The sequence below is a fragment of the Streptococcus sp. HMSC066F01 genome (assembly GCF_001837335.1).
GTDB classification, from domain to species: Bacteria; Bacillota; Bacilli; order Lactobacillales; family Streptococcaceae; genus Streptococcus; species Streptococcus oralis_S.
In genome coordinates this window covers 89,379-112,758 of the sequence record NZ_KV832073.1, presented here as the reverse complement: position 1 = coordinate 112,758, position 23,380 = coordinate 89,379, and the positions used below count along the sequence as shown (strand labels likewise).

16 protein-coding genes and 2 pseudogenes are annotated in these 23,380 nt (G+C 40.7%); 2 read left to right on the top strand and 16 right to left on the bottom strand.

Going from position 1 to position 23,380, the window contains the following annotated elements; all coding sequences use genetic code 11:
• Positions 1–7: 7 nt before the first annotated feature.
• From HMPREF2655_RS01935 to HMPREF2655_RS01920, 4 genes are read right to left on the bottom strand one after another with little or no spacing between them, the layout of a single operon-like run.
• The gene (locus tag HMPREF2655_RS01935; protein ID WP_070837350.1) at positions 8–2,062 is read right to left on the bottom strand and encodes a cation:proton antiporter; all 2,055 of its coding nucleotides are present in this window, start codon (positions 2,060–2,062) and stop codon (positions 8–10) included.
• 11 nt (positions 2,063–2,073) lie between these two features.
• Positions 2,074–2,328, bottom strand: coding sequence for a hypothetical protein (locus tag HMPREF2655_RS01930; protein ID WP_000361097.1), 255 nt, complete (start codon positions 2,326–2,328; stop codon positions 2,074–2,076).
• Positions 2,321–2,878 (bottom strand): tRNA 5-(aminomethyl)-2-thiouridylate-methyltransferase MnmM, encoded by a 558-nt coding sequence (locus tag HMPREF2655_RS01925; protein ID WP_000828419.1) that lies wholly within the window; start codon positions 2,876–2,878, stop codon positions 2,321–2,323. Before HMPREF2655_RS01925 ends, HMPREF2655_RS01930 begins: the two co-directional genes overlap by 8 nt.
• On the bottom strand, positions 2,862–3,818 hold the full coding sequence (locus HMPREF2655_RS01920) for a tRNA modification radical SAM protein MnmL/YtqA (protein WP_025171500.1): 957 nt from the start codon (positions 3,816–3,818) through the stop codon (positions 2,862–2,864). Before HMPREF2655_RS01920 ends, HMPREF2655_RS01925 begins: the two co-directional genes overlap by 17 nt.
• 91 nt (positions 3,819–3,909) lie before the next feature.
• On the opposite strand from HMPREF2655_RS01920, the gene HMPREF2655_RS01915 reads away from it, so the two are divergent.
• Complete coding sequence (locus HMPREF2655_RS01915; protein ID WP_000525390.1) at positions 3,910–4,269, top strand: DUF3397 domain-containing protein; 360 nt, start codon at positions 3,910–3,912, stop codon at positions 4,267–4,269.
• An 81-nt stretch (positions 4,270–4,350) separates the two neighbouring features.
• On the opposite strand, the gene HMPREF2655_RS01910 is transcribed toward HMPREF2655_RS01915, so the two are convergent.
• The 12 genes and pseudogenes from HMPREF2655_RS01910 to miaA all read right to left on the bottom strand — a co-directional run bounded on the left by HMPREF2655_RS01910 (position 4,351) and on the right by miaA (position 23,017).
• The gene (locus tag HMPREF2655_RS01910) at positions 4,351–5,091 is read right to left on the bottom strand and encodes a class I SAM-dependent methyltransferase (RefSeq protein ID WP_049549785.1); all 741 of its coding nucleotides are present in this window, start codon (positions 5,089–5,091) and stop codon (positions 4,351–4,353) included.
• Between the two features lie 206 nt (positions 5,092–5,297).
• A complete protein-coding gene (locus tag HMPREF2655_RS01905; protein ID WP_070837348.1) occupies positions 5,298–8,660 on the bottom strand; it encodes a Cna B-type domain-containing protein in 3,363 nt (1,120 codons plus the stop codon).
• Between the two features lie 592 nt (positions 8,661–9,252).
• The gene (bgaA, locus tag HMPREF2655_RS01900; protein ID WP_070837347.1) at positions 9,253–16,491 is read right to left on the bottom strand and encodes an LPXTG-anchored adhesin/beta-galactosidase BgaA; all 7,239 of its coding nucleotides are present in this window, start codon (positions 16,489–16,491) and stop codon (positions 9,253–9,255) included.
• A 250-nt stretch (positions 16,492–16,741) separates the two neighbouring features.
• Positions 16,742–16,936: pseudogene (locus HMPREF2655_RS10320) on the bottom strand (short-chain dehydrogenase); the annotation flags it as partial.
• Positions 16,928–17,394, bottom strand: a pseudogene (locus tag HMPREF2655_RS09885) (alpha amylase N-terminal ig-like domain-containing protein); the annotation flags it as partial. The pseudogenes HMPREF2655_RS09885 and HMPREF2655_RS10320, both read right to left, overlap by 9 nt.
• Positions 17,395–17,637: 243 nt before the next feature.
• Complete coding sequence (locus tag HMPREF2655_RS01885) at positions 17,638–17,832, bottom strand: helix-turn-helix transcriptional regulator (RefSeq protein WP_006150191.1); 195 nt, start codon at positions 17,830–17,832, stop codon at positions 17,638–17,640.
• 6 nt (positions 17,833–17,838) lie between these two features.
• Positions 17,839–18,168: a hypothetical protein gene (locus HMPREF2655_RS01880; protein ID WP_004252308.1), complete on the bottom strand. Its 330-nt coding sequence runs from the start codon at positions 18,166–18,168 to the stop codon at positions 17,839–17,841.
• 397 nt (positions 18,169–18,565) lie between these two features.
• Complete coding sequence (locus HMPREF2655_RS01875; protein WP_049549781.1) at positions 18,566–19,321, bottom strand: SDR family NAD(P)-dependent oxidoreductase; 756 nt, start codon at positions 19,319–19,321, stop codon at positions 18,566–18,568.
• Between the two features lie 20 nt (positions 19,322–19,341).
• Entirely contained in the window at positions 19,342–20,271 is a 930-nt protein-coding gene (gene rnz / locus HMPREF2655_RS01870) for a ribonuclease Z (RefSeq protein WP_049549780.1), read from the bottom strand.
• Positions 20,272–20,285: 14 nt separating this feature from the next.
• A complete protein-coding gene (locus HMPREF2655_RS01865) occupies positions 20,286–20,909 on the bottom strand; it encodes a cystathionine beta-lyase (protein WP_070837344.1) in 624 nt (207 codons plus the stop codon).
• The gene (hflX, locus tag HMPREF2655_RS01860; protein WP_000573174.1) at positions 20,902–22,140 is read right to left on the bottom strand and encodes a GTPase HflX; all 1,239 of its coding nucleotides are present in this window, start codon (positions 22,138–22,140) and stop codon (positions 20,902–20,904) included. Before hflX ends, HMPREF2655_RS01865 begins: the two co-directional genes overlap by 8 nt.
• Positions 22,133–23,017, bottom strand: coding sequence for a tRNA (adenosine(37)-N6)-dimethylallyltransferase MiaA (miaA, locus tag HMPREF2655_RS01855; protein ID WP_000850169.1), 885 nt, complete (start codon positions 23,015–23,017; stop codon positions 22,133–22,135). Before miaA ends, hflX begins: the two co-directional genes overlap by 8 nt.
• A gap of 120 nt (positions 23,018–23,137) precedes the next feature.
• Here miaA and HMPREF2655_RS01850 point away from each other — a divergent pair, with 120 nt between their 5' ends.
• On the top strand, positions 23,138–23,308 hold the full coding sequence (locus tag HMPREF2655_RS01850) for a DUF3042 family protein (protein WP_001051782.1): 171 nt from the start codon (positions 23,138–23,140) through the stop codon (positions 23,306–23,308).
• Positions 23,309–23,380: the final 72 nt, after the last annotated feature.

Sequence of the window (23,380 nt, the reverse complement as noted above, 5' to 3'; positions counted from 1 at the left end):
TCATCATCTAAGTTCTTCTTATTAAATCTAGCATATCATAAGGTAAGGTATTCGCAGCCTCTTTCAGAGAATAATTTTCTAAATTATTCACATTTTGTCGTAGTTTTTTGGCATACTTGGCTGTTATCAGTTTAGCTTCTTCGTATTCAAAGATTGCCTTACGTTCGAGATAGTAGCCTCGCAGCATTTCTTCGATATTGTTTGGCTTGATGCGATTGATAACCCGCTCAACAAAAGCACCGCTTCCGATAATGGCCGTCTCGCGTAGACGAGACTCTTGCATAAAGCTAATCAGAGAACTCTTGTAAACCCCTTTTAGGTTTTCCAAACTCTCGATAATCAGCTCTGTATTTTCCAAATACAACTCTGAAATCTGATCATAGTCAACTGCTAATAGTTTACGAGATTCTTCATTCATCCAACTACGAAAAGTTTTGCCAAAGGTAAACATTTCATGGAGTAGAAAGCGCAGTATCCGTAAGGAAACTAGGAAATAATAAGTCACTCTAGAAGCGAAGTTCCGATTGATACTCTGCTCCATGTTTTTTAGGTAACGTTGGTAAACTCGATAGCCACGCTCACTGATTCTATTTTCTTCGTAGGCTTGCTCTAAACCATCACTCTCAATACTTAAGATAAGAAGTTTGAGGGACTCCCAGTCCTCCTGGACTCTCTTATTTTCCAGACTAAGGATGAGGTTTTCAATTCGACCATGATAATTATCAATAGCTGCATAAAGAGGAAGTTTGTTCTTGTGATGGTCCAGTTCTTTTTCTAATTCTGCAGCTACATCATTCAAAATCGCAATATGCATCAAATGATCCTTGCTTTCCTCTTGTTCCTCAGATAAGTGAGGGAGGACCAGTAAACCTGTTAGAAAGCTTAATAGTGTAACGCCTGCTACGAGAAAGAGCAACAGAGGATACTCCTGCTCCAAATGACTTGGTATGAGGAGAATAGTCGCGATAGATACTGTCCCTTTGACACCAGAGAAGGTCAAAAGAAGCATATCTTTCGTGTACTTATGAATTTTTTTCTTAAGTCGACGTGTCCTCACAAAGTAAAAACCAGCAATCATGACAAAGCGGACCGCAAAGAGTAAGAAGGTCAGAACGACAACTGAAAGCAGTAAAAGAAGGGGATTGTAGAGAGAATTAGACAAGATCGGCTCTGCTATCAACTCTAATTCCATTCCCAAGAGAACAAAGACTGATCCATTTAGCATAAAGGTCACGGTGTGCCAAACGGTCTCCGTCACGGTGTCTACCTGAGCCTCAAGGAGCGTAATTTTCTTAAAGCGACTGGCCTTCAAAATACCTGCAACCACTACTGCGATGATCCCTGAAACATGAAACTCTTCTGCGATGAAAAAGGTCATGAGCGGCAAACTTAGCTCTAGCAATAGTTCACTGGCTATATCTATCGCTCGTACACTCAGTAAAAAGCTATGCAAAAAACGATTGACCATAGCCGTCACAAAACCGACTACAAAACCACCAAGTATAGAAAGTGCTAGGGAAGTTCCAGCTTGGCTGAAAGAAAACGTTCCTGTTGTCCAAGCAGCAAGAGCCATCTGAAAGGCAACCAAACCCGAAGCGTCATTTAAGAGCCCTTCCCCTTTTAGGATATTGGAAACCCGTTTGGGAAAACGAAAACGTTCAGAAAGAGATGCAAAGGCAACCAAATCTGTTGGCCCAAGTGCCGCTCCAACTGCTAAACAGGCAGCCAAAGGAAGAGTCATCCAAAGAAAGTGAGCCATGCCCCCCAAGCTTAAGGTCGAGATAAAAATCACAGGAAAGATCAGAAAGACAACAATCCGCCAGTGCTTCAAAATGGACGTAATATCTGCTTCTTCTGCCTCCCGGAAGAGTAAGGGACCAATAACCATGGCCAGAAACAGCTCTGTATTGAGATGAAAGTCCGCATCGGGAACAAATAAACCAATCCCAATCCCCAAAAGAATTTGTACAAGAGGAAGGGGCAAAAAAGGGAGAATTTTATTGGTCGTAGTTGAAATGATTAAGACAAATAAAAATAGAATCAAGTAAATGAGTAATTCCACACAATTCCTCCTTAATCTTTTTTACAACAAGATTCAAAAATCTCCTTTTGCTCTTGGATTTTCTGATCAATCTTAGAACAGTCTTTGTGCTCAATTTTTTTCTGGCATCGTTCCATTTCAAGAGTCACTAATTTTTTCTTAATTTTAAGCATTTTCTTGCTCATATGTGCTTCGTCGAGCACCCCGACTGCTCGCTCGTGATGCGTTGACTCGACAAAATTTTGGCGCATTGCCTCAAGCTTCTCACGAAGGTATTGTTTATCCATGTCTATACCTTTCTAATTTTTCAATCATAACTAAAAACGGTGGATTATTAACTTGGTTGAGAGTCCGATAAATGGCAGCTGTATACTCTTGTTGGTTCAACTGGCTAACAAAATCCAATACAGCATCCCTCTCGGTGTCTCCTCCTTCATGACCATAGTAAATCATGATTGCAATCCGTCCCCCTTTGACAAGCAAGTGACACAGCTTTTCTAAGGCTTCGATAGTAGTCTGAGGTTGGGTGATGACGGATTTGTCAGCAGAAGGTAAATAACCAAGATTAAAAATCCCTGCCTTAGCTTCTGTCACAAACTGGTCTAGTGTCTCATGACCTTTCAAGATTAACTGGGCATTTTTCATTCCAGCCTGATCCAAACGCTCTTGCGTCTTCTCCAAAGCCTGCTCCTGAATATCAAAGGCATAGACTTGCTTGGCTAGCTTGGCTAGAAAAAGGGTATCATGGCCATTACCCATGGTCGCATCCACAACAATATCCTCTTTTGTCACGACTTCAGCTAAAAAATCATGCGCCATCTCAAGTGGTCTTTTCATTTTTAAACTCCTGTTTTACAGCCTTGCATCCTTGCACACTTCCACGACGGCGCATCTCAGTTTCAATAGCATTTAGCACTTCCCATTTATTGAGGCTCCACATAGGACCAATCAACATATCTCTCGGTGCATCTCCTGTAATTCGATGGATGACGATATGCTTGGGAATGATTTCCAACTGGTCACAAATGACCTTGACATACTCGTCCTGACTCATCAGTTGCAAACGTCCTTCGTGGTAATCTCGCTGCATCCGTGTATTGGTCATGAGGTGAAGCAAGTGCAGTTTAATTCCTTGAATATCATTGTCCGTAACACAGCGACGGACATTTTCAACCATCATCTCATGGGTTTCACCGGGCAAACCATTGATCAAATGGGAAACAATCTCAATCTTGGGATACTTTCTCAAGCGTTTTACTGTTTCCACATACAATTCATAAGAATGGGCACGGTTAATCAGGTCAGAGGTTGCTTCAAAAGTAGTCTGCAGGCCCAATTCTACCGTCACATGCATACGCTCCGATAACTCAGCCAAATATTCTATGGTTTCATCAGGTAAGCAATCCGGGCGTGTTCCGATATTGATCCCCACTACACCAGGTTCGTTGATAGCCTGCTCATATCGCTCCCGAATCACTTCCACCTTTTCATGGGTGTTTGTAAAGTTTTGGAAATAAACTAGATACTTTTTAACATCTGGCCACTTGCGGTGCATAAAGTCAATTTCCTTATAAAATTGCTCACGAATAGGAGCATCCGGTGCCACGATGGCATCTCCAGAACCTGAAACCGTACAAAAAGTACAACCACCATGAGCTACAGTTCCATCCCGATTGGGACAATCAAATCCCGCATCAATGGGAACTTTGAAAGTTTTTTCTCCAAAAAGTTTTCGATAATAATCATTCAAGGTATTATAAGATTTCATAACTCTCATTATAACAAAAAACACCTACAATCTCAAAAGCCTGACTTTCCAACAAATTCCGTTGTTTCTCTTTTCCTTTAGCGTTTTTTTATGATACAATATGGGTATGATTTTAATGAAAATAGCATCTATTTTATTATTGATATTAACCTTGGTGGTTTGCTTTATTGTCACCAAGCTTTTCGGACTTAGGAAAATAGGGTTTAATTTCGCGGATATAGCTTTTCCACTTTTGGTATTTGAGTACTACCTGATTACTGCTAAAGCCTTTACCCACAACTTTCTACCGCGACTTGGAGTCGCACTTTCTCTCCTAGCAATCCTCCTTGTAGTCTTTTTCCTTGTCAAAAAACGAAGTTTTTATTACCCTAAATTCATCAAATTCTTCTGGAGAGCTGGTTTTCTCCTTACCTTAATCATCTACATAGCTATGATTGTCGAATTGATGATGCTCCCATAAAAAACATTCCCTCAGACAGCTGTCTAAGGGAATGTTTTTATCTTCATACTTACTTTCTAAGCTCTACCAAGATACTTTTTCTTATTTCCTAAATGTTAAGGCGTAGAATTTTTCATCCCAAAGAAGTTTCATTTCCTTTTCCTTAACTTCACTTGGAACAGCATTCTCAATTTCACTCAAATCAACAGTAGCGTCTTTAAAATAATCCTTACTAAAATGATTTTTCTTATATTGCTGATCCACATAGTCAGCCGTCTCATCTGCAATTAAAATCTTAGTCCCTGGCTTCGCCACTCGTAGCATTTCCTGCATAGCCTTGGCCTTATCATTGAAAAAATTGATTCCGCCAATATGGTAGACAATGTCAAAACTATTATCCGCAAAGGGGAGATCCTCCGCGCAAGCATGGAAAAGTTGCAGATTGGTCTTTTTAGCGCAAGATTTCTGGCATTTTTTTAGCATACTGATAGAAATATCTACCCCTACAAAGTCTAAACTTTTCAGGTCAATTGTCTCAGGAATATAACGGAGGTCTTGGCCAGTCCCGATAGAGACATAAAGAACAGATAAATTATCCTTCCATTCTATTTCCTCCATCAGATCCTTTCTCAACTTATCAATTGCCTTGCCGTGGAGAAGTGGTCCTATCCATTTCTCACTCATATCATACCAGCGAGCCATACGGTTGTACATGGTCATGTATTTAGCATTATCTCCAGATAAATAATCTGGATTAAGAGACAGATAGATAGTCCCATCTTTTTGAAAATTTTCCACCTCCAAACCTGACTTCAATTTATCTTGTAATCTTGTTTCAATCATATGCAACATCTCCTTTTTTATTTGTCACCTATTATAGAGGATTTCGTAGCGAAAACAATAGCTTTTCAGTAAGTGGCAACTATCCACTTGTATCCGGTAGTAGAACCAGGGTCAGTTACAAAAAAACAAGTGCCAATTTCCATTGACACTTGTTTCTACTTTTAAACTGTGTTGCAAAATTTCGTGAAAGATACCGTTTAAAAAACTTAATCTTCTTTTTTGCGTCTTGCCAAGAATCCTGTTCCCAATCCAAGTAGGGCGATTCCAGCTACTAGAGCCACTTGGTTAGACTCGCTTCCTGTATTAGGCAATTCCCCACCTTTTTTAGGCTTACCTGGTTCATTTGGTTTGCCAGGTGTTGGTTTTTCAGGAGTGTGCGTATTTGTAATGTTGTAACCTTCTACTGAAGCAGTATAACCATCTGGAACATTCACTTCTTCAACAGTGTAGGCAATCTCCTTACCTTCTTGATAACGATCAAGACCTGTAAACTCATAAGTCCAGCCACTTGTTTCTGACACTGTAGCTGTCTGACCAGTTTCCTTACCATCTGCAAGAAGTTTTACGGTGATAGATGCTGGACGGATGCCATCTTTGTTATCTTCATCTTTCCAGATTTTATGACCTTTTACAGCTGTTTTTTCTGGAGTATGTTCGTTGGTAATGGTGTACTTACCATCCTTGTCTGTAGTGATGGTTGCTTTGTATTCTGTCATAGCAGTTTCTTTGACAGTGTACTTGATTTCCTTACCATTCTCATACTTAGGAAGTTTTTTAGATTCGAACTTCCAGCCAGTTTTTTCTGAAACTTCAATTTCTTGAACAACCTTGTCGCCGTTAAGAATTTGAACTTTCACAGATGTTGTACGTTTACCGTCTTGGTTGTTGTTATCTTTCCACACCTTAGTTCCTGAAAGAACTACTGTTTCTACGTCATGAGTGTTAGTCACCACTTGACCAGTTACAGAGGCTTTATAGCCAGCTGGTACATCTACTTCATCGATAGAGTAAGTAATTTCTTTACCAGCTTCGTATTGTGGAAGATTTGTGAATGATGCTACCCAAGTGTTAGCGTCTGTCTTATCCTTAGCTGTCAAGGTTAATTTCTTACCTTCAACGGCTACTGGATCAGCATCTCCTACTTTTTTGTAAAGTTGAACCGTTACGGACTCAGGACGTTTGCCGTCTTGGTTGTTCGAGTCGTTCCATACTTTTGTTACCTTGTAGTCAATTTCTTTAGGAGCATATTTGTTTGTGATGGTAAAGTCTGTAATAGTTGATTCGTATTCGGCTACGGCTTCTTCTGTTACAGTGTATTTGATTTCTTTGCCATCTTTATATTTTGCTAATTTCGTGAATTCGACAGTCCAAGTTCCATCTGCGGCTGCTTGAACTTCTTTCGAATCATGTTTCTGACCATCTGCTAAAAGATTGATTGTAATCTTAGTTGGACGTTTACCGTCTTGGTTGTTTGCGTCATCCCAGTTCTTAGTTGCTTTTACATCAACTGTTTCTGGTGAATAGCTATTTGTGATGGTGAATCCAGATGCAGCATCACCAGTAATTTCAGAAGTGTAACCAGCAACAGTTACTTCTACTACCGTGTACTGGATAGGTGTGCCGCCTTTATCAGCATCAAGGTCTTTGAAGCTTCCAGCCCAACCATTTGCGGCATTGAGCTCAAGTGTCTTACCAGTATCTTGACCGTCTGCAAGCAATTTAACTGTGACAGAAGATGGGCGTTTACCATCTTGGTTGTTCTCGTCCTTCCATACTTTCTTAACAGAAACTTGAGTTTTTGCTGGAGTATAAGTATTCTCGAAAGCTTTTTCATCATCGTAAGAAACAGTTGCTTCAAGTGCACCTTTGCCCTTATCTACTACAGTAACTGTAGCCGTGACAGTTTTAGTGTCGTACTTGATGTTTGTATCACTGCCAGCTTTTTCAGCAATTTTAAAGGTATAAGTTCCTGCTTTGTCAAATTCCAATTCTGAGAAAGCAATGTTTCCGTCTTTGTCATTCTTCACAGTTTCTTTCACCTTACCATCTTGGTCTGTTAAAGTGAATTCAAACTCTTCAGCCTTTAACTCACGTCCTGTAAGTTTTTTATTAGCTTTGATCTTTGCTTTAGCTTTGCTACGTTTATTTGTAACTGTTTTGATAGCTCCATCTTGTCCAACAGTCATCTCAAATGGAGTAGGATTCAACTCATATCCCTCAGGAGCCTCAATCTCGGTTACCGTAAAGTTCCCCTTCTTGATATCACTCTCTGAGTAAATAGATGACTCAGCAATTCCGTCATCATTTGTCGTTACAATTTCCTCTTTAGCCGTAGCTCCTACTGGAGGAGTAATCTTGAATTTTGCTCCTTTTAGACGGTCATGAGTCAGCTCGTCGACCTTGTAAAGAATGATACGGTAACCAGTTTCTAACTGAATTGTACCACCAGATGCAACGACTGAGTTTCCGATTTGCTTAACGACTGTCTTATTACTATAGTCGTCATATGTAAGAATCTGGTCATCACCCTTCATTTCAGCATTATTCTGAACTTTTGTTCCATCAGCTGGAGCACTTGTTTTATAATTAATTCGAAATGCTGCGGGTTTCCCGTTCTTAGCAACAATTGAAGAAGCATTGTTAATTGTTAAAGTAAAATCGGTATATGACTCATTCCAACTAACTTGGTAATCTTTACCAGCTTCTAAGACCACCTCATCTTTAAAGTAATAAGATTTATCGTACCAACCTGCCGTAACTTTAAATGTTTCTGGAATCATCTGCATCGGTGAGGCATTTGGATCAACCCAGTCATGAATTTCAATTTTGTTATAGGCAGCTTGTTTAGGATTGGCTCGGACATACCAACTGTGTAAATATTGTCCACTCTTATTTAGAGCACTAGATGTCCAATCCTCTTTGTAAATCAGACCATGATACTTACTAAAATTCGCACGTCCAATACCTTCAGAATAATCAGATGCTTCTCCTCTTTTTACCTTAATCTGGTGTGTAATTTCATTTATAGTTTCCGTTTTATCAAATCGAAGCGTCTCATTGCTTAGTTCATTTTTAGAACTAAAACCAACAAAGAATGTCCCTTTGACATTTTGAACTTGATAGCCACCTTTTTTCTCAAGGTAAGCTTTCAGATTCTTTAATGTAATAGTTACCTTACCACCATTATTATCCCCATTTGATACAATTTGAGTTTCCCCGATAACGAGATCTGTTTCTTTGTCTTTCAAGTCAAAACTCTCATTTCTGACGGTTAACGGACTTGGGACTGTAAATGTAAAGGTGTCACCGTCCTCCAATTTGCCATCATAGGCACTCAAATCATAATCCACAGAGAACTTATAGTTTGAGTAGTCATGGTGTTCTGGAGAAAGGTTATAAATTCCATTTTCATCCGGACTTATAAATTTACCATTATCAACTTCCCAAATTCCGATATTACTGATAACATTCTTTAGCTCCTTCGCTTCTGCTGAATTGGGAGCAAGGATTATCCCTAGAACACATGCCAGAGAAGTTAGGATGGATAACCAAAATTTCTTGTTCTTCATTTTCTTCCTTTCTAAATAACCGAAAACATAAAACGACCAACTATGATTGTTAAAACTCAACAACATCTCCTTTCAAATTCATTAAAATGGATGAGGCGCATTGATGAAACTACATCACATTTACAGACGTTCTTACAGTATGCAATTGCAATTATTTATCATATTGGTTCTGTTTTTAATATAGAAACCTCCTTTAATTTTATTATAAAACAAAATTAACTTTTTTTGTAATAATATAAGGTTATTACCCTTTATAAAATATTGACACTGTGTAAAATTTTAACTTATATTTTTATTTTATCAACATAAAGCTTTCTCTCAAGAGACAGAACGCCTACAAAACTAGCTTACATTTATAAGAAGCACTTAAAATTAACATATGAAAACATTGCATTTATTTATAAGTTTGAATTATCTTAATTTTTATTCCGACTACTTTATATAATTGTTAATCAAATAAAATTGTATAATACCCAACATTCTTTCTGAAATTAATATAAATTTGGAATTTTTATTTGTCTTGAATTGAATACAAAAAGACCAGGTTTCCCTGGTCTTTCTGAGATACAATTAGAAGAAATACTGATTCATTCTAGTCTTCTTTTTTGCCTTTAGTGGCGACTAATCCTGCCCCCAAACCGAGAAGAGCTAGGCCTGCTGCTAGAGCTGCTTGGCTTGTTGCACTTCCTGTATTTGGTAACTGCTCTTTTTGAGCTTGATTAGCTTTACTTGAAGCAATTTCTTTTGTATCTGCTTTTTCTGATACTTGTGGTTTTGTAGATTCTTGAGGTACTGGTTTAGTTGTTTCACTAGCCGTACCTACTTCTACAATGCGATCTTGAGCCATGACTTTATCATAGCTTTCTTTTTCAGTTCGCTTGCCATTTTCAACTTCGATTAAGTGAACACGGATACCTTTTTGACCTTCTTGGAGAACACGAATTTGACCTACTGGAAGCTGATCATTCTTTTGTTCCTGAACCTTGAAATCAATTGTTTCTTCTTCGATTACAAGTTCTGGTCTGTTAAGGACTAGGTTCTTCACTTCATCTTCTGGAAGAGAAGTTCCTGGTTTAGTGCCAACTTCTACTATACGATCTTGAGCAGCGACTTTATCGTAAGTTTCTTTAAGCTGACGTTTTCCATTTTCTACTTCAATCAAGTGAAGACGAATACCTTTTTGACCTTGTTGTAGGACACGAGTTTCTCCTAGATACAACTTATCAGACTTACGCTCCTGAACCTTGAAGTCGATGGTTTCTTCTTCGACTATAAGTTCGGGTCTGTCGAGGACAAGGTTCTTCACTTCGTCTTCTGGAAGAGAGGTTCCTGGTTTTGTTCCGACCAAGACGATGCGGTCTGTCGGAGCCTCTACCACTTCACGGAGTTTTTCTTCCTTACTTCCACTAGGATTAACCACTGTGAAGATCCGTTCCTTACCAACTTTTCCTTCTTGTTCTACACGAGTTTCTCCTAGATACAGCGTTGAATCCTTTTTCTCAACTGTCTTGTAGGCCAAATCGTTTTCAACAAATTCGAGTTTTGGAAGTTCTTCTTGTACAGCAGCAACAGTCTTCTCAGAAACTGGTTTTTCCTTAGTCAACTGGATACGGTATTCCTTGACTTGTTTTCCACTTTCTGAAACAAGACGAACAAGTACTGGAAGGCTATCGTCTCCGCTATCTACAACTGTTGAAGCTACTTGATTGCTTTCTTCGACTGAGACTTTTGGACGTTGACCTTTATAGGTGATTTGGTAGTCTTGACGATCTTCAGCGAAGCCAGGAAGCTCTTTTCCATCTACAAGAATTTTTGATTGGGTACTTTCTTGAGGCAATTCACTCGGTGCAAGGAAGGTCATCTCAATCATCGCAACACCGCTCTTGTCAGCTTTACGCTCCATACGCCATCTCATGGCTTTGGCTTTGACAGCTTTAAATGTTACGTTGATTTCATCACCAGCTGCAATGTCTTTGTCCGCACGATAAGGCACAGCTTCCCAGTTTTCTGGATTGTTAAATGGATGAGCTGCATCGTAGGCTTGGTAGTTTGAATAGTAGGTAGGCACTTCAAAATCTGGGCCAATATAGCGTTCCAAAACGAGTTTAGATGGTGCATCTGTACCACTATCTGCAAAGAAGTGAAGTTTGGCTTGCGCTACAGTCCGTTCTACAATCTTACCATTTTCACGGAAGATCACACCTGCTGATACTTCTGGATTAGAAGATGGTGTTGGAGACCAGTTTGTCCAACGACGATTTTCTGAATGATTTCCGTCATTGAGATAGTCCACACGGTCATGGGAGTTTCTATCAATGTCGTTAGTGGCTGAAGCAAAGGCGCGGTTACTATTTTCATCATACTCTGGGTTATTTGAAAGAGCTTCGCCAAGTTTGTCTGTCACTCGTACAGTGAACTCAGCAACAAGATCACTACCAAGGACACGACCTCGAACGGTAAATTGACCTGCTTTTGTCAGCTTTTCTGCTGGAACTTCTTCCCATTCTACTGCCAAGTCTTTTGTTTCGTAATCGTCTTTACCTGTGAAATAAACAGGAACCTTAGTTGGCAATTCAAGCGGTTGCCCTACTTGTAGCAAGCGAGCTTGTTTGACCGCGGCAACTGGTTTACGAGAGAGCAAGTCTTTATTGCTTGTAAAGTGTAGACGGTATTCTCCTAGGATATCACCATTTTCAGCCTTCGCGATAACACGAACTGGCTCACCTTCACGAACACTTGGAACGACGGTGGCGAGACCATTGTTGCTAACACTTGCTGTTACTGCAGGAACTTTTCCATCTACAGACTCAAGGTAGTAGTCTGTCAAATCTGGGTTAAAGTTTGCTAAGTCTTTACCGTCAACTTGGATTCTTGTTTGTCCTTGTTTAGCTGCCGCAACTTGTTTCGCAAAAATTTGTACTTCTGTGATAGACGTTCCTTTCTTGCTATCAAGTCGAACCATACGAATGCGAACCGCATAGGTCTCAACTTTATCAAAGCTGAAATGATTCATTTCTCCAGCTTTTAATTGAGCTGGTGCTTTGAGATTGCTTACCTCTTTCCAGTTTGCAGGATCATTAAAGGCATGGTTTTCCTCACCTACAAAGCTAGGGTTTTTAGGGGCTGTTGGAACGGTCTTACCGACATAATATTCAATCACATAAGACTTCGGTACACCAACTCCGTGGTCTTCGTGGAATCCGACACTTAGATTATCAACTGAACGTTTGCTCAAAATACCTGAGTCTCCGAATAGGACACCAACTGAAGCTTCTGGATTAGTACGGTTCCAGTTTGTCCAACGGTTAGCTGGGCGGTCATTAAAGGAAATCAATTTATCGTTGACGTTTGAAACAGGATCAGTTGGATTTGAGTCTGAAGCAAAGGCAAGTGGCAATTCTGAACCGGTCCATTGGTCAGAAATATTTGCTCCCTTCTCAGTTTGAGCAGATACGCGAACATGAAGTTTAGTTGTTAATTGCGTACCTTCTAGGCGACCATTAACTGTAAAGACACCTTCCTTGGCGTATTGGTCTGGACGAATCGCGTCCCAAGTAACCTTAGCTGATGAAACGTGGCCATTTGAATCGTAGGTACGAACACTTTCTGGTAATTGTGGCGCTTCTGCAATTGGTGTTGTCACACTAACTTCTTCAACCGAAACAATACCTTCTACAGAGACTTTTGCACGCGCTTCAAGATCCAGACCTTCAACTTCACCTAGAACTTCAAAGGTTTGATAGTGATCGAGTTTTTCTTTTGGAATGGCTTGCCAAGTGACTTTATGAGTTTTAGGGAAACCTTTGTCATACTCAACCGTTACTGTTGTTGGAAGAGTAGGTTCTTGATGCAAGTCTGTCACTACATTTACTGGACGGATAGATTGCGCAACCTTCGTCTCAGTATTGGCTTGGATAGTGAGTTCAACTTGGCCTTTAGCTCCCTCATATTCCGCTTTCAGAGTGACTGCTCCTGGCTTATGTAACTCAAGCATTCCTTTACGAACCGCGACTTCCCCTTCACCACTTGTAGAGAAGTTTACTTTATCAGCTGGTAAAACTGCTTGTGTTCCGTCTTGATAGTGAGCGAGTACAGACAATTTCACTGTTTGGTCTTCTTTAAGACCGTCAGCTTGCTCTACTTGTAAGTTCAAGTGGTCAATTTTTGGTGCTTCTTCAAGGAATTGAATTGCATAGGTTTGAAGAGGTCCACCATCTTTTGGTTGAACATAGATGCTTGCACGCATGCCGTTTGCTGCACTTGCTTGGACTACAGTAACATCCGCATTTTCAGCACTTGCTACAACTTCTGGCAAGGATGCACCGTAAGCAAGAATTCGATATTGCATTGGATTTTGAGTAGTAAGACCAGTGACAGATTCGCCACCAACCGTTACAGTTGGTACTGCAGGTGCCACAGGATTACCTTCTTCTACTACAAGGGTAGCGTGAATAGTCTCACCACCCAGTTGACCAGTCATTTGAATACGTGATCCTGCAACTGACAGTTTAGCTTTATCTGCTTCCGAAATCTCCCACTTATCAACTTCGTATTCTTGTACGCTTCCATCCGTAACAGCAATAGAAACGTATTTGTCAACAGCGCTCAAGTCTGTTCCTGGAGCAACACGCTTAACAGTTGGAAGCTCATTTGCGATTGCTAGAATTTCGACACGGGCCTCAACTTCGCGTCCGTCTGCCATACCTTTAACAGTCACAACTCCTGCTTGGCTCACATCAACTGAAGACCAAGTGACTGGACGTTTTTCACGACTGCCATCACTGTAGATAAAACCGACTGTCTTCGGCATTTTTGGCTCTTTCTCAATAACAGTACGTACTTTTGGTACTTCTGTACCTAAAACAGTTTTTTCTTGTCCTTCTTTCTTACCTGTAAAGACAGTGACTTGGTCCGATTTCAAGAGATCAGAGTGGGCAGTAAGGGTGAATTTACCTGCTTGCTCAGTTGATTTAACAATGGCAACCCCTTTACCGTTAAAGGCTCTGCGGATCCAAGAACCATCAGGTTGTGCCTTGTAGCGTTCACGGCTGGCTTGTTCCCCATTATCAACACCAACCAGTTGACCTTGTCCATGCAATTGGAAACGAACCAAATTATTGGCAGTTGGTACCACATTTCCTTGGCTGTCTACGATTTCATAGTAGATGTAAGTCAAGTCTTTTCCATCTGCAGCGATTGCGTGTTCTTCCTTGATGAGACGAACACCTGCAGGTTGACCTGCAGTGGTAATCTTGTCACGTGCAATTTCTTTACCAGCTTCATCACGAGCTACTGCTTCTAAGGTACCTGGTTGGTAAGCAACCTTCCACTCAAGATAGAGTTCCTTAGCATTGGCACCTTCTTGGTAGGTACGACCATCACTAGTTTGTTTTTTGTTGAACTTTTTAACACCGAGAGATTGACCGTTCAAGAACAATTCAACACTTGCAGCATTAGAGTAAGCGCGAACTGGAATCTTTCCTTGTGCATCTTCTACTTTAGAGGCCAAGTCTCTATTCTCCCAGTTCCAGTGAGGAAGAAGGTGTACCATCGGTTTCTTCTTGGCAGAAACCCATTGGCTTTGGTAGAGATAAAAGTCATTTTTTGGAATACCGGCTGTATCTACGATACCAAAGTAAGAGCTCTTAACGGGAGTTTGGTTTTGGTTGTGCCATGGTGTAGGTTCACCGATATAGTCCGTACCTGTCCAGATAAACTGTCCAGCATAGCCAGCGTTGTCACGGTCAAACGTCCATGAATCTGTTGCCGTTTTACCCCAGCCAACTCGGTCATTACCATAGTCAGACTGTTCGTAATGACGCTCAGGTCCGTTACTATGTTTCAATTCCTGTTCAGGACGATAATAGCTACCGCGTGTACGGGTTGCTGAAGATGTTTCTGAACCATAAATCAACCAGTTTGGATGTTTCGCACGAAGTTTCTTGTAGTTGTCTTCTGAATAGTTGAAACCAACTGCATCCAGTTCATTAGCAATTTTCTCATGATCACCGCTACCATCACCAAAGCGGAACTTATCTGCTCCCATGGTAACATAACGTGTAGTATCAACATCTTTAATCACTTTTACTAAGCGTTTAACCGTTGCAAGAGAGTGAGCATTACCATTGGCTTCACCGATTTCGTTTCCGATAGACCACATGAAGACAGCTGGGTTGTTTTTATCTCTTTCGACCATGGTACGAAGATCATAGTCAGACCATTTTTCACCTTTTCTAGCTTCTGGGTGAGTAGCGTCTTTTTCAAAGAAACGTCCGTAGTCATAAGGTTTCTTACCACCATACCAAGTATCAAAGGCCTCTTCCTGAACGAGCAAACCAAGTTCTGCTGCGATTTGCAAGGTCTGTGGACTTGCAGGGTTATGAGTTGTACGGATGGCGTTAACGCCCATCTCCTTCATTTGTTTGAGACGACGGTATTCTGCTTTATAATTTTCTTCTGCTCCAAGCGCTCCGTGGTCATGGTGCAAGGAAACACCATGGAATTTAATTCGTTCACCATTCAAAGAGAAACCTTCATTTGGAGTCCAATGATAGTAACGGTAACCAAACAAATCTTTCTTAGCATCGACTAATTGACCATCACGGTAAACACGCGTAACCAGTTCATACAAGGCAGGTTTGTCATTTAAAACGGTCCAGAGTTTTGGTTGTTCAACTTCTAGAATCGCATCAAGACTTGTTGACTCATGTGCTTTCAAGGTACGGCTCGCTGTACGAACCAAACCTGTTACAGCCTGACCACCACGTTCAACAATCTGATACTCTGCTACCAATTCATGGTCTTTATCATCTGTATTAACAATTTTGCTGGCTACATGAGTTTCAACCTTGCCATGTTGCTGTTGTTCAAGTTTTGGTGTTAAGATAGTTGTTCCATTTTTCTCAACATGAACCTTATCTGTCACTTGCAAGGTCACATCACGGTAGATACCACTACCTGAGTACCAACGGCTACTTGGCTGTTTGTTAACCGCATGGACAGCAATCACATTCTCACGACCATCTTTGTGAAGGTATTTGGTGATATCGTATGAGAACTGGTTATAACCATTTGGATAATGCCCCACTAACTGGCCATTGACATAGACTTGAGAATCCATGTAGACACCATCAAAGGTGACACGAACATTTTTCTTGAGATCTTTTTCATCAAGTTTAAAGGTCTTGCGATACCAAGCTTCACCACCATTGAGCTGTCCACCCTCGTTTTGGGCAGGTGACTGATGGTCAAAATCGTTAAAGATACTCCAGTCGTGTGGGAGATCCAATTTTTGCCATGTTGATACGTCTGCATCTGATTTCACAGCTTCTTTAGGATTCGCATTGAGTTTAAAGTGCCAATTTTGATTAAAATTCACTTTTCTATCTTCAATCATTTGATTCACTTCTTCATTTGTCGCAGCTTTCAAATCTTCCTTGACAGGCTTTTCTTGACTTGAAGCTTGAGATTCTACCTTTGGAGCAGTTTCTTCAGGTTTTAGAGATGCTTTCTCCTCTTTTGGAGCTACAGGTTCCTCTTCTTTCTTCTCGGGTTTGCTTGCTTCAATTGGAGTGGCTTGACTTTGATCGACACTTGCAGCATCCTTGTGCTCTGCTACAGTTTGATCTTCTTTTTCCTCCACTGCCGGACTTTCCTCTTTTGCTTGTTCCACAGTGTGAGTAATTGGAGTTTCATCCGCGAAAACTGGTGATTCTCCAATGACACTTCCTCCAAATAGAACCGCACAGGTTCCAATCATGACAGAGCAAGCGCCTACGGCAAACTTACGAATGCTGTAGACTCTTTTACGATTCCAATGGCCTTTTTCCATAAAACCCTCCTTTAGTAACCGCTTCCATTTATTTGTAAGCACATTACTTTTTCATAGCCTTTTACCCTTATTTTATAAAATAATATAGGAAATTTCAATACCCTAAACACAAAAAATCATATTTTTGATTGTTTTTTCTAAAATTTGTAGAAGATTCGAAAAAAATGAATGTAGATTTAGAACAAAAACAAACAAATTTTTGACACTCAGTTCAGTATTATAAAAAAGTTCCTTTTGTAAGGAACTCCTTTTACTTATAATTAAAGATTCCCCCTGCCAACTTATCGGCCAGCTTGGGAAAGAGGGTATAAAACTTATGGGCTAGATTCAACAAAACTGGGAGATTGAGTTCCCGTTTGTTTTTTCCTATGATTTTGACAATTTTTCTAGCGACTACATCTGGTTCTAAGAGAAATCGGTCAACAGACTTGAGGTAGCTCCCATCTGACGTCAAATGAGGATTTCCATTAGCAAAGCGTTCTGGGAAAATCTGATACCACACGGTATTTGAAACCCAACTAGGAACCTGACATCCATCAATTTCGTGAACATAAGGAAGTTTAAAGCCATTTCCTTCAGCATCCAAGTTTTCTTGAGTATGTTCCTTATCTACATAAAAATACCCTTACCCTCTTTATCAAGGAGTTCAAAGAGATACTGAATGCGTAAAAAATCAACCGAGACTGTAATCTGCCAATAGTCAAATAGGGCATCTGAGGTTACTTTGGTCATTTCTTTCTTGGCTTCATACTTATCCTCAATGAAAATAAAGGGATCTCCATAGTGTAAGATAACCTTCTGGACATCATTTATCTTGGTTCTAATTCGGATATGTAGCTGATCTTCCTTGTAAAGATATGCATACTCTGATTCTGGTCTATGATAAATAGCTGTTAATTCCATCATTTGTCTCCTAAATAATCTATCATCAACAAAAACGCAAACGTTTTCATAATTAACAGAACTAGTATACTATTTTAGCTGTTTATTTGCAAATTTTATACCAGTTTTACGATAGATATATAAGATGGACAAGGGTAAAATTGAGTAGACTCTTTTTGAGCTTTAAAAAGAGAGTTTCCATGAACTGAAAAACTCTCTCATCATTACGAATCAGATGATTAAAATAAAAGCTATCTGATATCTTTAATCTTCTAAAATGAAAATTTCTTCAACATGTAGTCGTAGCAACCTTGCAATTTTCATTGCTAGTTCAAGTGTAGGATTGTACTTGTCATTCTCTATAGCAATTATGGTTTGTCGACTAACGCCTAATATTCTTGCCATATCTTCCTGACGTAGTCCCTCAGACTTTCTTAACTGTTTGATGTTATTTTTCATACAGCATTAGTCTTTCTGAAAAAAATAAACGCCAACAGCCAATACTACGATAACAGTGACAACTGCTAGAATGACTCCTTGAACAAGTTTATTTGGTTCTTTATACTCTTCATCACCAGCAATCATATTGCGTTTTATTGCGGTTTGAGCAAATCCTTGCACACTTACAGATAAGATCAAAATTAAGCAAGGAAGCATTTCAAGTTTGCCACCAACAACAAGTGCTTGATAGATATTAAATCCTGTCCATGCACATAAACCCAAAAGCGCTGTTTTATAGCCCCACTCCTCAGAACGCAACTGAATATCTCTGTCCATTTCATCCATCTTTTTCATGGCTTTGTTCCTCCAAATTTTTGTAATAATGTCAAGAGCTCTTTACATTTCTTATTATACTCTAAATCGATAAAATGTCAAGATATTTTAACATTTTTACTTTTTTTATTTTCTTCATCTATTCTAAGAATATTCCTAACTCCAATTTACAGTCTAATCAATCTGACAAAGGGCAAGTTCTTTTAATCCTATTTTATCTTGACTTCATAAGCTTCGGCTATAGATATACTTTCAGTTATGTTAGACTCGAAGTTTATCCTCTCTTTTCTGCTTTCTTATCTCTATTTATACCTTAAATGGGCTTAATCGTTATAAACTGCCTGTTTATCATGTGGTATTTTTCTACAAATTAGCAACCGAAAAAAATAAAAAGCCATTCCTCAAGGGAACAGCCTTTTCACTTATAATTAAAGGTTTCCCCAGCCAACTTATCTGCTAACTTGGGAAAGAGGGTATAAAACTTATGGGCTAGATTCAGTAAGAGCGGAAGATTGATTTCACGTTTATTTTTGCCTATGGTCTTAACAATCTTTTGCGCGACAGCATCTGGTTCCAATAGAAAACGGTCGACCGATTTGAGGTAGGTCCCATCTGGGTCTGCCTGGTCAAAAAATCCTGTACGGATAGGTCCTGGATTAACAGTTGTCACATAGACACCATAGGGCATGAGCTCAAGGCGAAGAGCATTTGAAAAACCAATGGCCGCAAACTTGGTCGCAGAATATAGACTAGACTTGCCAGTCGCTATCAATCCTGCCATGCTGACGATATTGATGATATGACCTTTTCGACTTTCCTTCATGCGCTCCGCAAAGCGACGAGACAGATTCATCAGGGCAAAGGTATTGACCTCAAACATCTGGTGAATGTCTTGATCAGAGATCTTGTTGAAATCTTCAAAAATTCCATAGCCAGCATTGTTAATCAAGACATCAATCTTGCCATAACGGAGATAGAGGTCAGCTACTAGTGCTTCCAGGGCTGAGTCATCAGTAATATCGATTTCAATTAATTCCACATGAGGATGATTTCCATATAGTTGGGCTAGTTTTTCCTTGTTTCTACCTAGCAAGATGAGTTGGTCATTTGGCAAGAGTTTGACCATTTCTTGGGCTAAGCCACCGCTTGCTCCAGTGATGATGATGGTGCGCATACTTATCCTTTCTCAATCTTCTAAATTTCCACTTCTTCCAAGTCTTTGACCACATGGACATTTTCAAAAACAGTTGCCGCATCTTTCTTGAGCTGACTGATATCTTTTGAGAGGAAACGAGCACTGATATGATTGAGCAAGAGGCGTTTAGCACCGGCTTCTGCTGCTACTTGTGCTGCCTGCATATTGGTTGAGTGACCGTGGTTGCGGGCAATTTTTTCATCTCCCTTGCCATAAGTCGACTCATGGACAAGGACATCAGCGTTAACAGCTAGACGCACACTGGCATTAGCTTTTCGGGTGTCACCCAGAATAGTAATAATCTTACCAGGTCGTGGTGCTGAGATATAGTCTGCTGCCTTGATTTCAGTTCCGTCTTCTAGAACAACGTCCTGACCGTTTTTGATTTTTCCAAAAAGCGGGCCAAATGGAACACCAGCAGCCTTAAGTCTTTCAGCATCCAAGGTACCTTCTAAGTCCTTTTGCATGACACGATAGCCAACACAGAAAATAGTGTGGTCCAGCTCCTCTGCATACACCGTGAATTTATCGGTCTCAAGGATTTTCCCTAGAGAATCTTGGTCAAACTCATGAAAATGAATGCGATAAGGCAGACGAGAACCCGACACACGTAGACTGGTTAAGACAAATGACTTGATCCCTTGTGGTCCATAAATGTCCAAATCTGTCTGCTCCTCATTAGCCTGAAAAGCACGGCTAGAGAGAAATCCTGGCAATCCAAAGATGTGATCTCCGTGCAAGTGAGTGATAAAGATTTTGCTGACCTTACGTGGTCGAATTGTGGTTTCCAGAATACGATTTTGCATTCCTTCTCCACAGTCAAAGAGCCAGACTTCGTTAATCTCGTCCAAGAGTTTCAATGCTAGACTTGAAACGTTGCGAGCTTTAGAGGGCTGACCGGCCCCTGTTCCTAAAAATTGAATATCCATTCGATACTTTCTAATTAATCAATATATAACATAGCTGTGCGATTTTCCGATCGGAAATAGCGACTGCCAGAAAAAGCAACAGCTTCTTGCAATAAATCCTCTTGGCTGTAGCCCTTGAGACGTTTGCGACCATCAGCAAAACTTTCCAAGTCTGTCAATGCTGTGAGATTCTCCACACTAACAACTTCTTCATCTCCGACAGCCTTCATGTAAATATTACCAGACTCTTCAAAGACGAGTTGATGGGGGAAAATTTGCGCAATCTCAAAGAGCAAGTCATCCGAGATTACCTCTTCATTTTCAGAGAAGATTCGCCCCAGGCCCTTACTCTCATAGCAAAATCCAAAAGATTTGCCAGATAAATTAAGACGAATAAAAGGCTTATTTTCAAAGGTGAAACTTGGCCCAGCATTGTAGAGGTTCAGTTCATGACTGAGTTCTGCAAAATAATCCGTCGCAGCTTCAGGACTCTTTTTCTGGTAGAGTTCTGCAAAGTAGGCATTAACGACACTCGGAGGAGGTGTGATGAGAGCCAACTGCTCTTGCTCTGTTTTGCCAGCTAGAAGCTGATCTAGATAGACCCTATCCAGACTTGTATAGCCCCCATACTTTAGAGCCAAGGTTTTAATATCAGTCATAAAATTCCTCTAACCTCCATTTATTTTTCTCGGAAATGTAGCCTGTAATCACTTCACCGTCATCTTGATAGTCGCGCTCTTCCAGAATCGCTACACTTTCTAGATCATGTATCTTGTAGGATTTTGAAAAAGGCACGCGTAGGGTAAAGACTTCAAAAATATCCTTGAGCTTCTCCAAAAACAATGCTTGCAAGTTCTCACGACTATCCTCAGACTTAGCAGAAATTAGGGCATAAGGCGTTTGAGTAGGCGTGAAATCCTCTACCAAATCCGCTTTATTGTAAAGGGTCAGGCAAGGAATATCCTCCATATCCAAGTCTTTCATGATAGAAAGAACCGTTTTTTCATGCTCCTCGTGATAAGGATTGCTGGCATCAATGACATGAACCAGAAGGTCCACATGCTTGCTTTCTTCCAAAGTCGACTTAAAACTGGACACCAATTCTGTTGGCAAATCTTGGATAAAGCCAACCGTATCAGTCAAGGTAACCTGAAGATTGCCCCCTAGATGGATGCTCTTTGTCGTCGCATCCAGAGTCGCAAATAGCTCGTCTGCTTCGTACTGGATCTTACTGGTCAAGGTGTTCATGATGGTTGATTTCCCAGCATTGGTGTAACCAATCAAACCAATCTTAAAGGTACTTGACTCCAAGCGTTTTTCTCTGACTGTCGCCCGATTTTTCTCAACCACCTTGAGCTGGCGCTCGATATCTGTGATTTGATTACGAACACTACGACGGTTCAGTTCCAGCTGACTTTCACCAGGTCCACGGGAACCAATTCCCCCCGCCTGACGGCTGAGCATAATCCCCTGACCAACCAAGCGAGGCAAGAGATACTTGAGCTGGGCCAAATGAACTTGGAGTTTTCCTTCATGGCTTCGAGCCCGCATGGCAAAGATATCCAGAATCAACTGCATACGGTCAATGACCTTGACACCGAGAATTTCTTCTAGATTGACATTTTGCCGTGGAGTCAAGCGATTATTGACGATGACAGTAGTAATTTCTTCTGCATCCACCATCCGCGCAATCTCTTCCAACTTACCAGAACCAACGAAGGTCTTGGAGTCATACTTTTCCCGTTTTTGCCTGTAGCTATCTACAACGACTGCCCCAGCTGTCTTAGCCAGACTGGCCAATTCTTCCATGGAGAGGTCAAAATTGTCCATGCCCTGCAATTCCACACCGATGAGTAGGACTCGTTCCTCTTTTTTCTCCGTTTCAATCATCTAAAAACTCCTCAATCTGGCTTAAAATGCGGTTTTGAACTCCAGGCTCTCCTATCTGATAAAAGGTCACCTGCATGCGATTACGGAACCAGGTCAGCTGACGCTTAGCAAAACGACGGGTCGCCTGTTTGAGACTATCGCTTGCTTTCTCAAGAGTTTGCTCCCCACGGAAATAAGGAAAGAGTTCCTTGTAACCAATGCCTTTGGCTGCCTGCGCATCTGGATAGTGCTCAAAGAGCCACTTGGCCTCATCCAAAAGCCCAGCCTCAAACATCAGATCTACTCGGCGATTGATACGTTCATAAAGCTGACTGCGTTCATCATCCAAGCAGATAATCAAAGGTTCATAAGGACTTTCCTGATTTTCCAAATCCTGACCAAAATGGACGATTTCCAAGGCACGCATAGCACGACGACGGTTAAACTGGGGAATTGCAAGACCTGCTTGCTCCACAAGATGGGCTAATTCCTCATCTGAATAAGGCTCCAAACTAGCCCGATAGGCCAAAATCTCCTCATGAGGTGTTTCCCCACCTAGATGGTAGCCTTCTAACAAGCTCTGGATATAAAGCCCAGTCCCACCAGCGATAATAGCAAGCTTGCCACGGCTTTGAATATCCTCAATAGCCTTCTTAGCTTCTGAAACAAAATCAAAAGCCGAGTAAGACTCGGTCACCTCTCTGACATCAATCAAATGATGAGGAACAGAAGCTTGCTCCTCTGGGCTAGCCTTGGCCGTCCCAATATCCAATCCTCTGTATACTTGCTGACTGTCACCACTGACCACCTCTCCACCAAAGCGCTTGGCCACTTCAATAGCAAGGGCTGTTTTCCCAACAGCAGTCGGTCCAACAATCACAATTATTTTTGTTTTCATCTTTTTTCCTTGAAAAATTTCCATTTTTTCGTTACTATTATTATATCACAAAAAGGTCAGTCAGAAAAATGCTACCACTTGAGGAGCCTGGCTGATCGGGAAGATAAAGGAGGAAGACTCATGGCTAAAGGATTCGCTAAAGGTCTTGTAACAGGTGTCGCAGGAACTGTCGCTGCCGTTGCAGGTGCAGTATACGCAATTAAAAAGAAAGTGATTGAGCCAGAAGAGCAAAAAGCAGCTTTCATCGAAGAAAACCGCAAAAAAGCAGCTCGCCGCCGCGTATCACATTAAGCAACAAAAGAAGTTGAGAAATCTCAACTTCTTTTTATTTTCTTTTATACTCAATGAAAATCAAAGAGCAAA

What these genes read in the sequence shown, in the direction of transcription:
- HMPREF2655_RS01930 (WP_000361097.1), bottom strand. Translation starts at nt 2,328, where the DNA reads ATGGATAAACAATACCTTCGTGAGAAGCTTGAGGCAATGCGCCAAAAT.
- HMPREF2655_RS01925 (WP_000828419.1), bottom strand. Translation starts at nt 2,878, where the DNA reads ATGAAAAGACCACTTGAGATGGCGCATGATTTTTTAGCTGAAGTCGTG.
- HMPREF2655_RS01920 (WP_025171500.1), bottom strand. Translation starts at nt 3,818, where the DNA reads ATGAGAGTTATGAAATCTTATAATACCTTGAATGATTATTATCGAAAA.
- HMPREF2655_RS01915 (WP_000525390.1), top strand. Translation starts at nt 3,910, where the DNA reads ATGGGTATGATTTTAATGAAAATAGCATCTATTTTATTATTGATATTA.
- HMPREF2655_RS01910 (WP_049549785.1), bottom strand. Translation starts at nt 5,091, where the DNA reads ATGATTGAAACAAGATTACAAGATAAATTGAAGTCAGGTTTGGAGGTG.
- HMPREF2655_RS01905 (WP_070837348.1), bottom strand. Translation starts at nt 8,660, where the DNA reads ATGAAGAACAAGAAATTTTGGTTATCCATCCTAACTTCTCTGGCATGT.
- bgaA (WP_070837347.1), bottom strand. Translation starts at nt 16,491, where the DNA reads ATGGAAAAAGGCCATTGGAATCGTAAAAGAGTCTACAGCATTCGTAAG.
- HMPREF2655_RS01885 (WP_006150191.1), bottom strand. Translation starts at nt 17,832, where the DNA reads ATGAAAAATAACATCAAACAGTTAAGAAAGTCTGAGGGACTACGTCAG.
- HMPREF2655_RS01880 (WP_004252308.1), bottom strand. Translation starts at nt 18,168, where the DNA reads ATGAAAAAGATGGATGAAATGGACAGAGATATTCAGTTGCGTTCTGAG.
- HMPREF2655_RS01875 (WP_049549781.1), bottom strand. Translation starts at nt 19,321, where the DNA reads ATGCGCACCATCATCATCACTGGAGCAAGCGGTGGCTTAGCCCAAGAA.
- rnz (WP_049549780.1), bottom strand. Translation starts at nt 20,271, where the DNA reads ATGGATATTCAATTTTTAGGAACAGGGGCCGGTCAGCCCTCTAAAGCT.
- HMPREF2655_RS01865 (WP_070837344.1), bottom strand. Translation starts at nt 20,909, where the DNA reads ATGACTGATATTAAAACCTTGGCTCTAAAGTATGGGGGCTATACAAGT.
- hflX (WP_000573174.1), bottom strand. Translation starts at nt 22,140, where the DNA reads ATGATTGAAACGGAGAAAAAAGAGGAACGAGTCCTACTCATCGGTGTG.
- miaA (WP_000850169.1), bottom strand. Translation starts at nt 23,017, where the DNA reads ATGAAAACAAAAATAATTGTGATTGTTGGACCGACTGCTGTTGGGAAA.
- HMPREF2655_RS01850 (WP_001051782.1), top strand. Translation starts at nt 23,138, where the DNA reads ATGGCTAAAGGATTCGCTAAAGGTCTTGTAACAGGTGTCGCAGGAACT.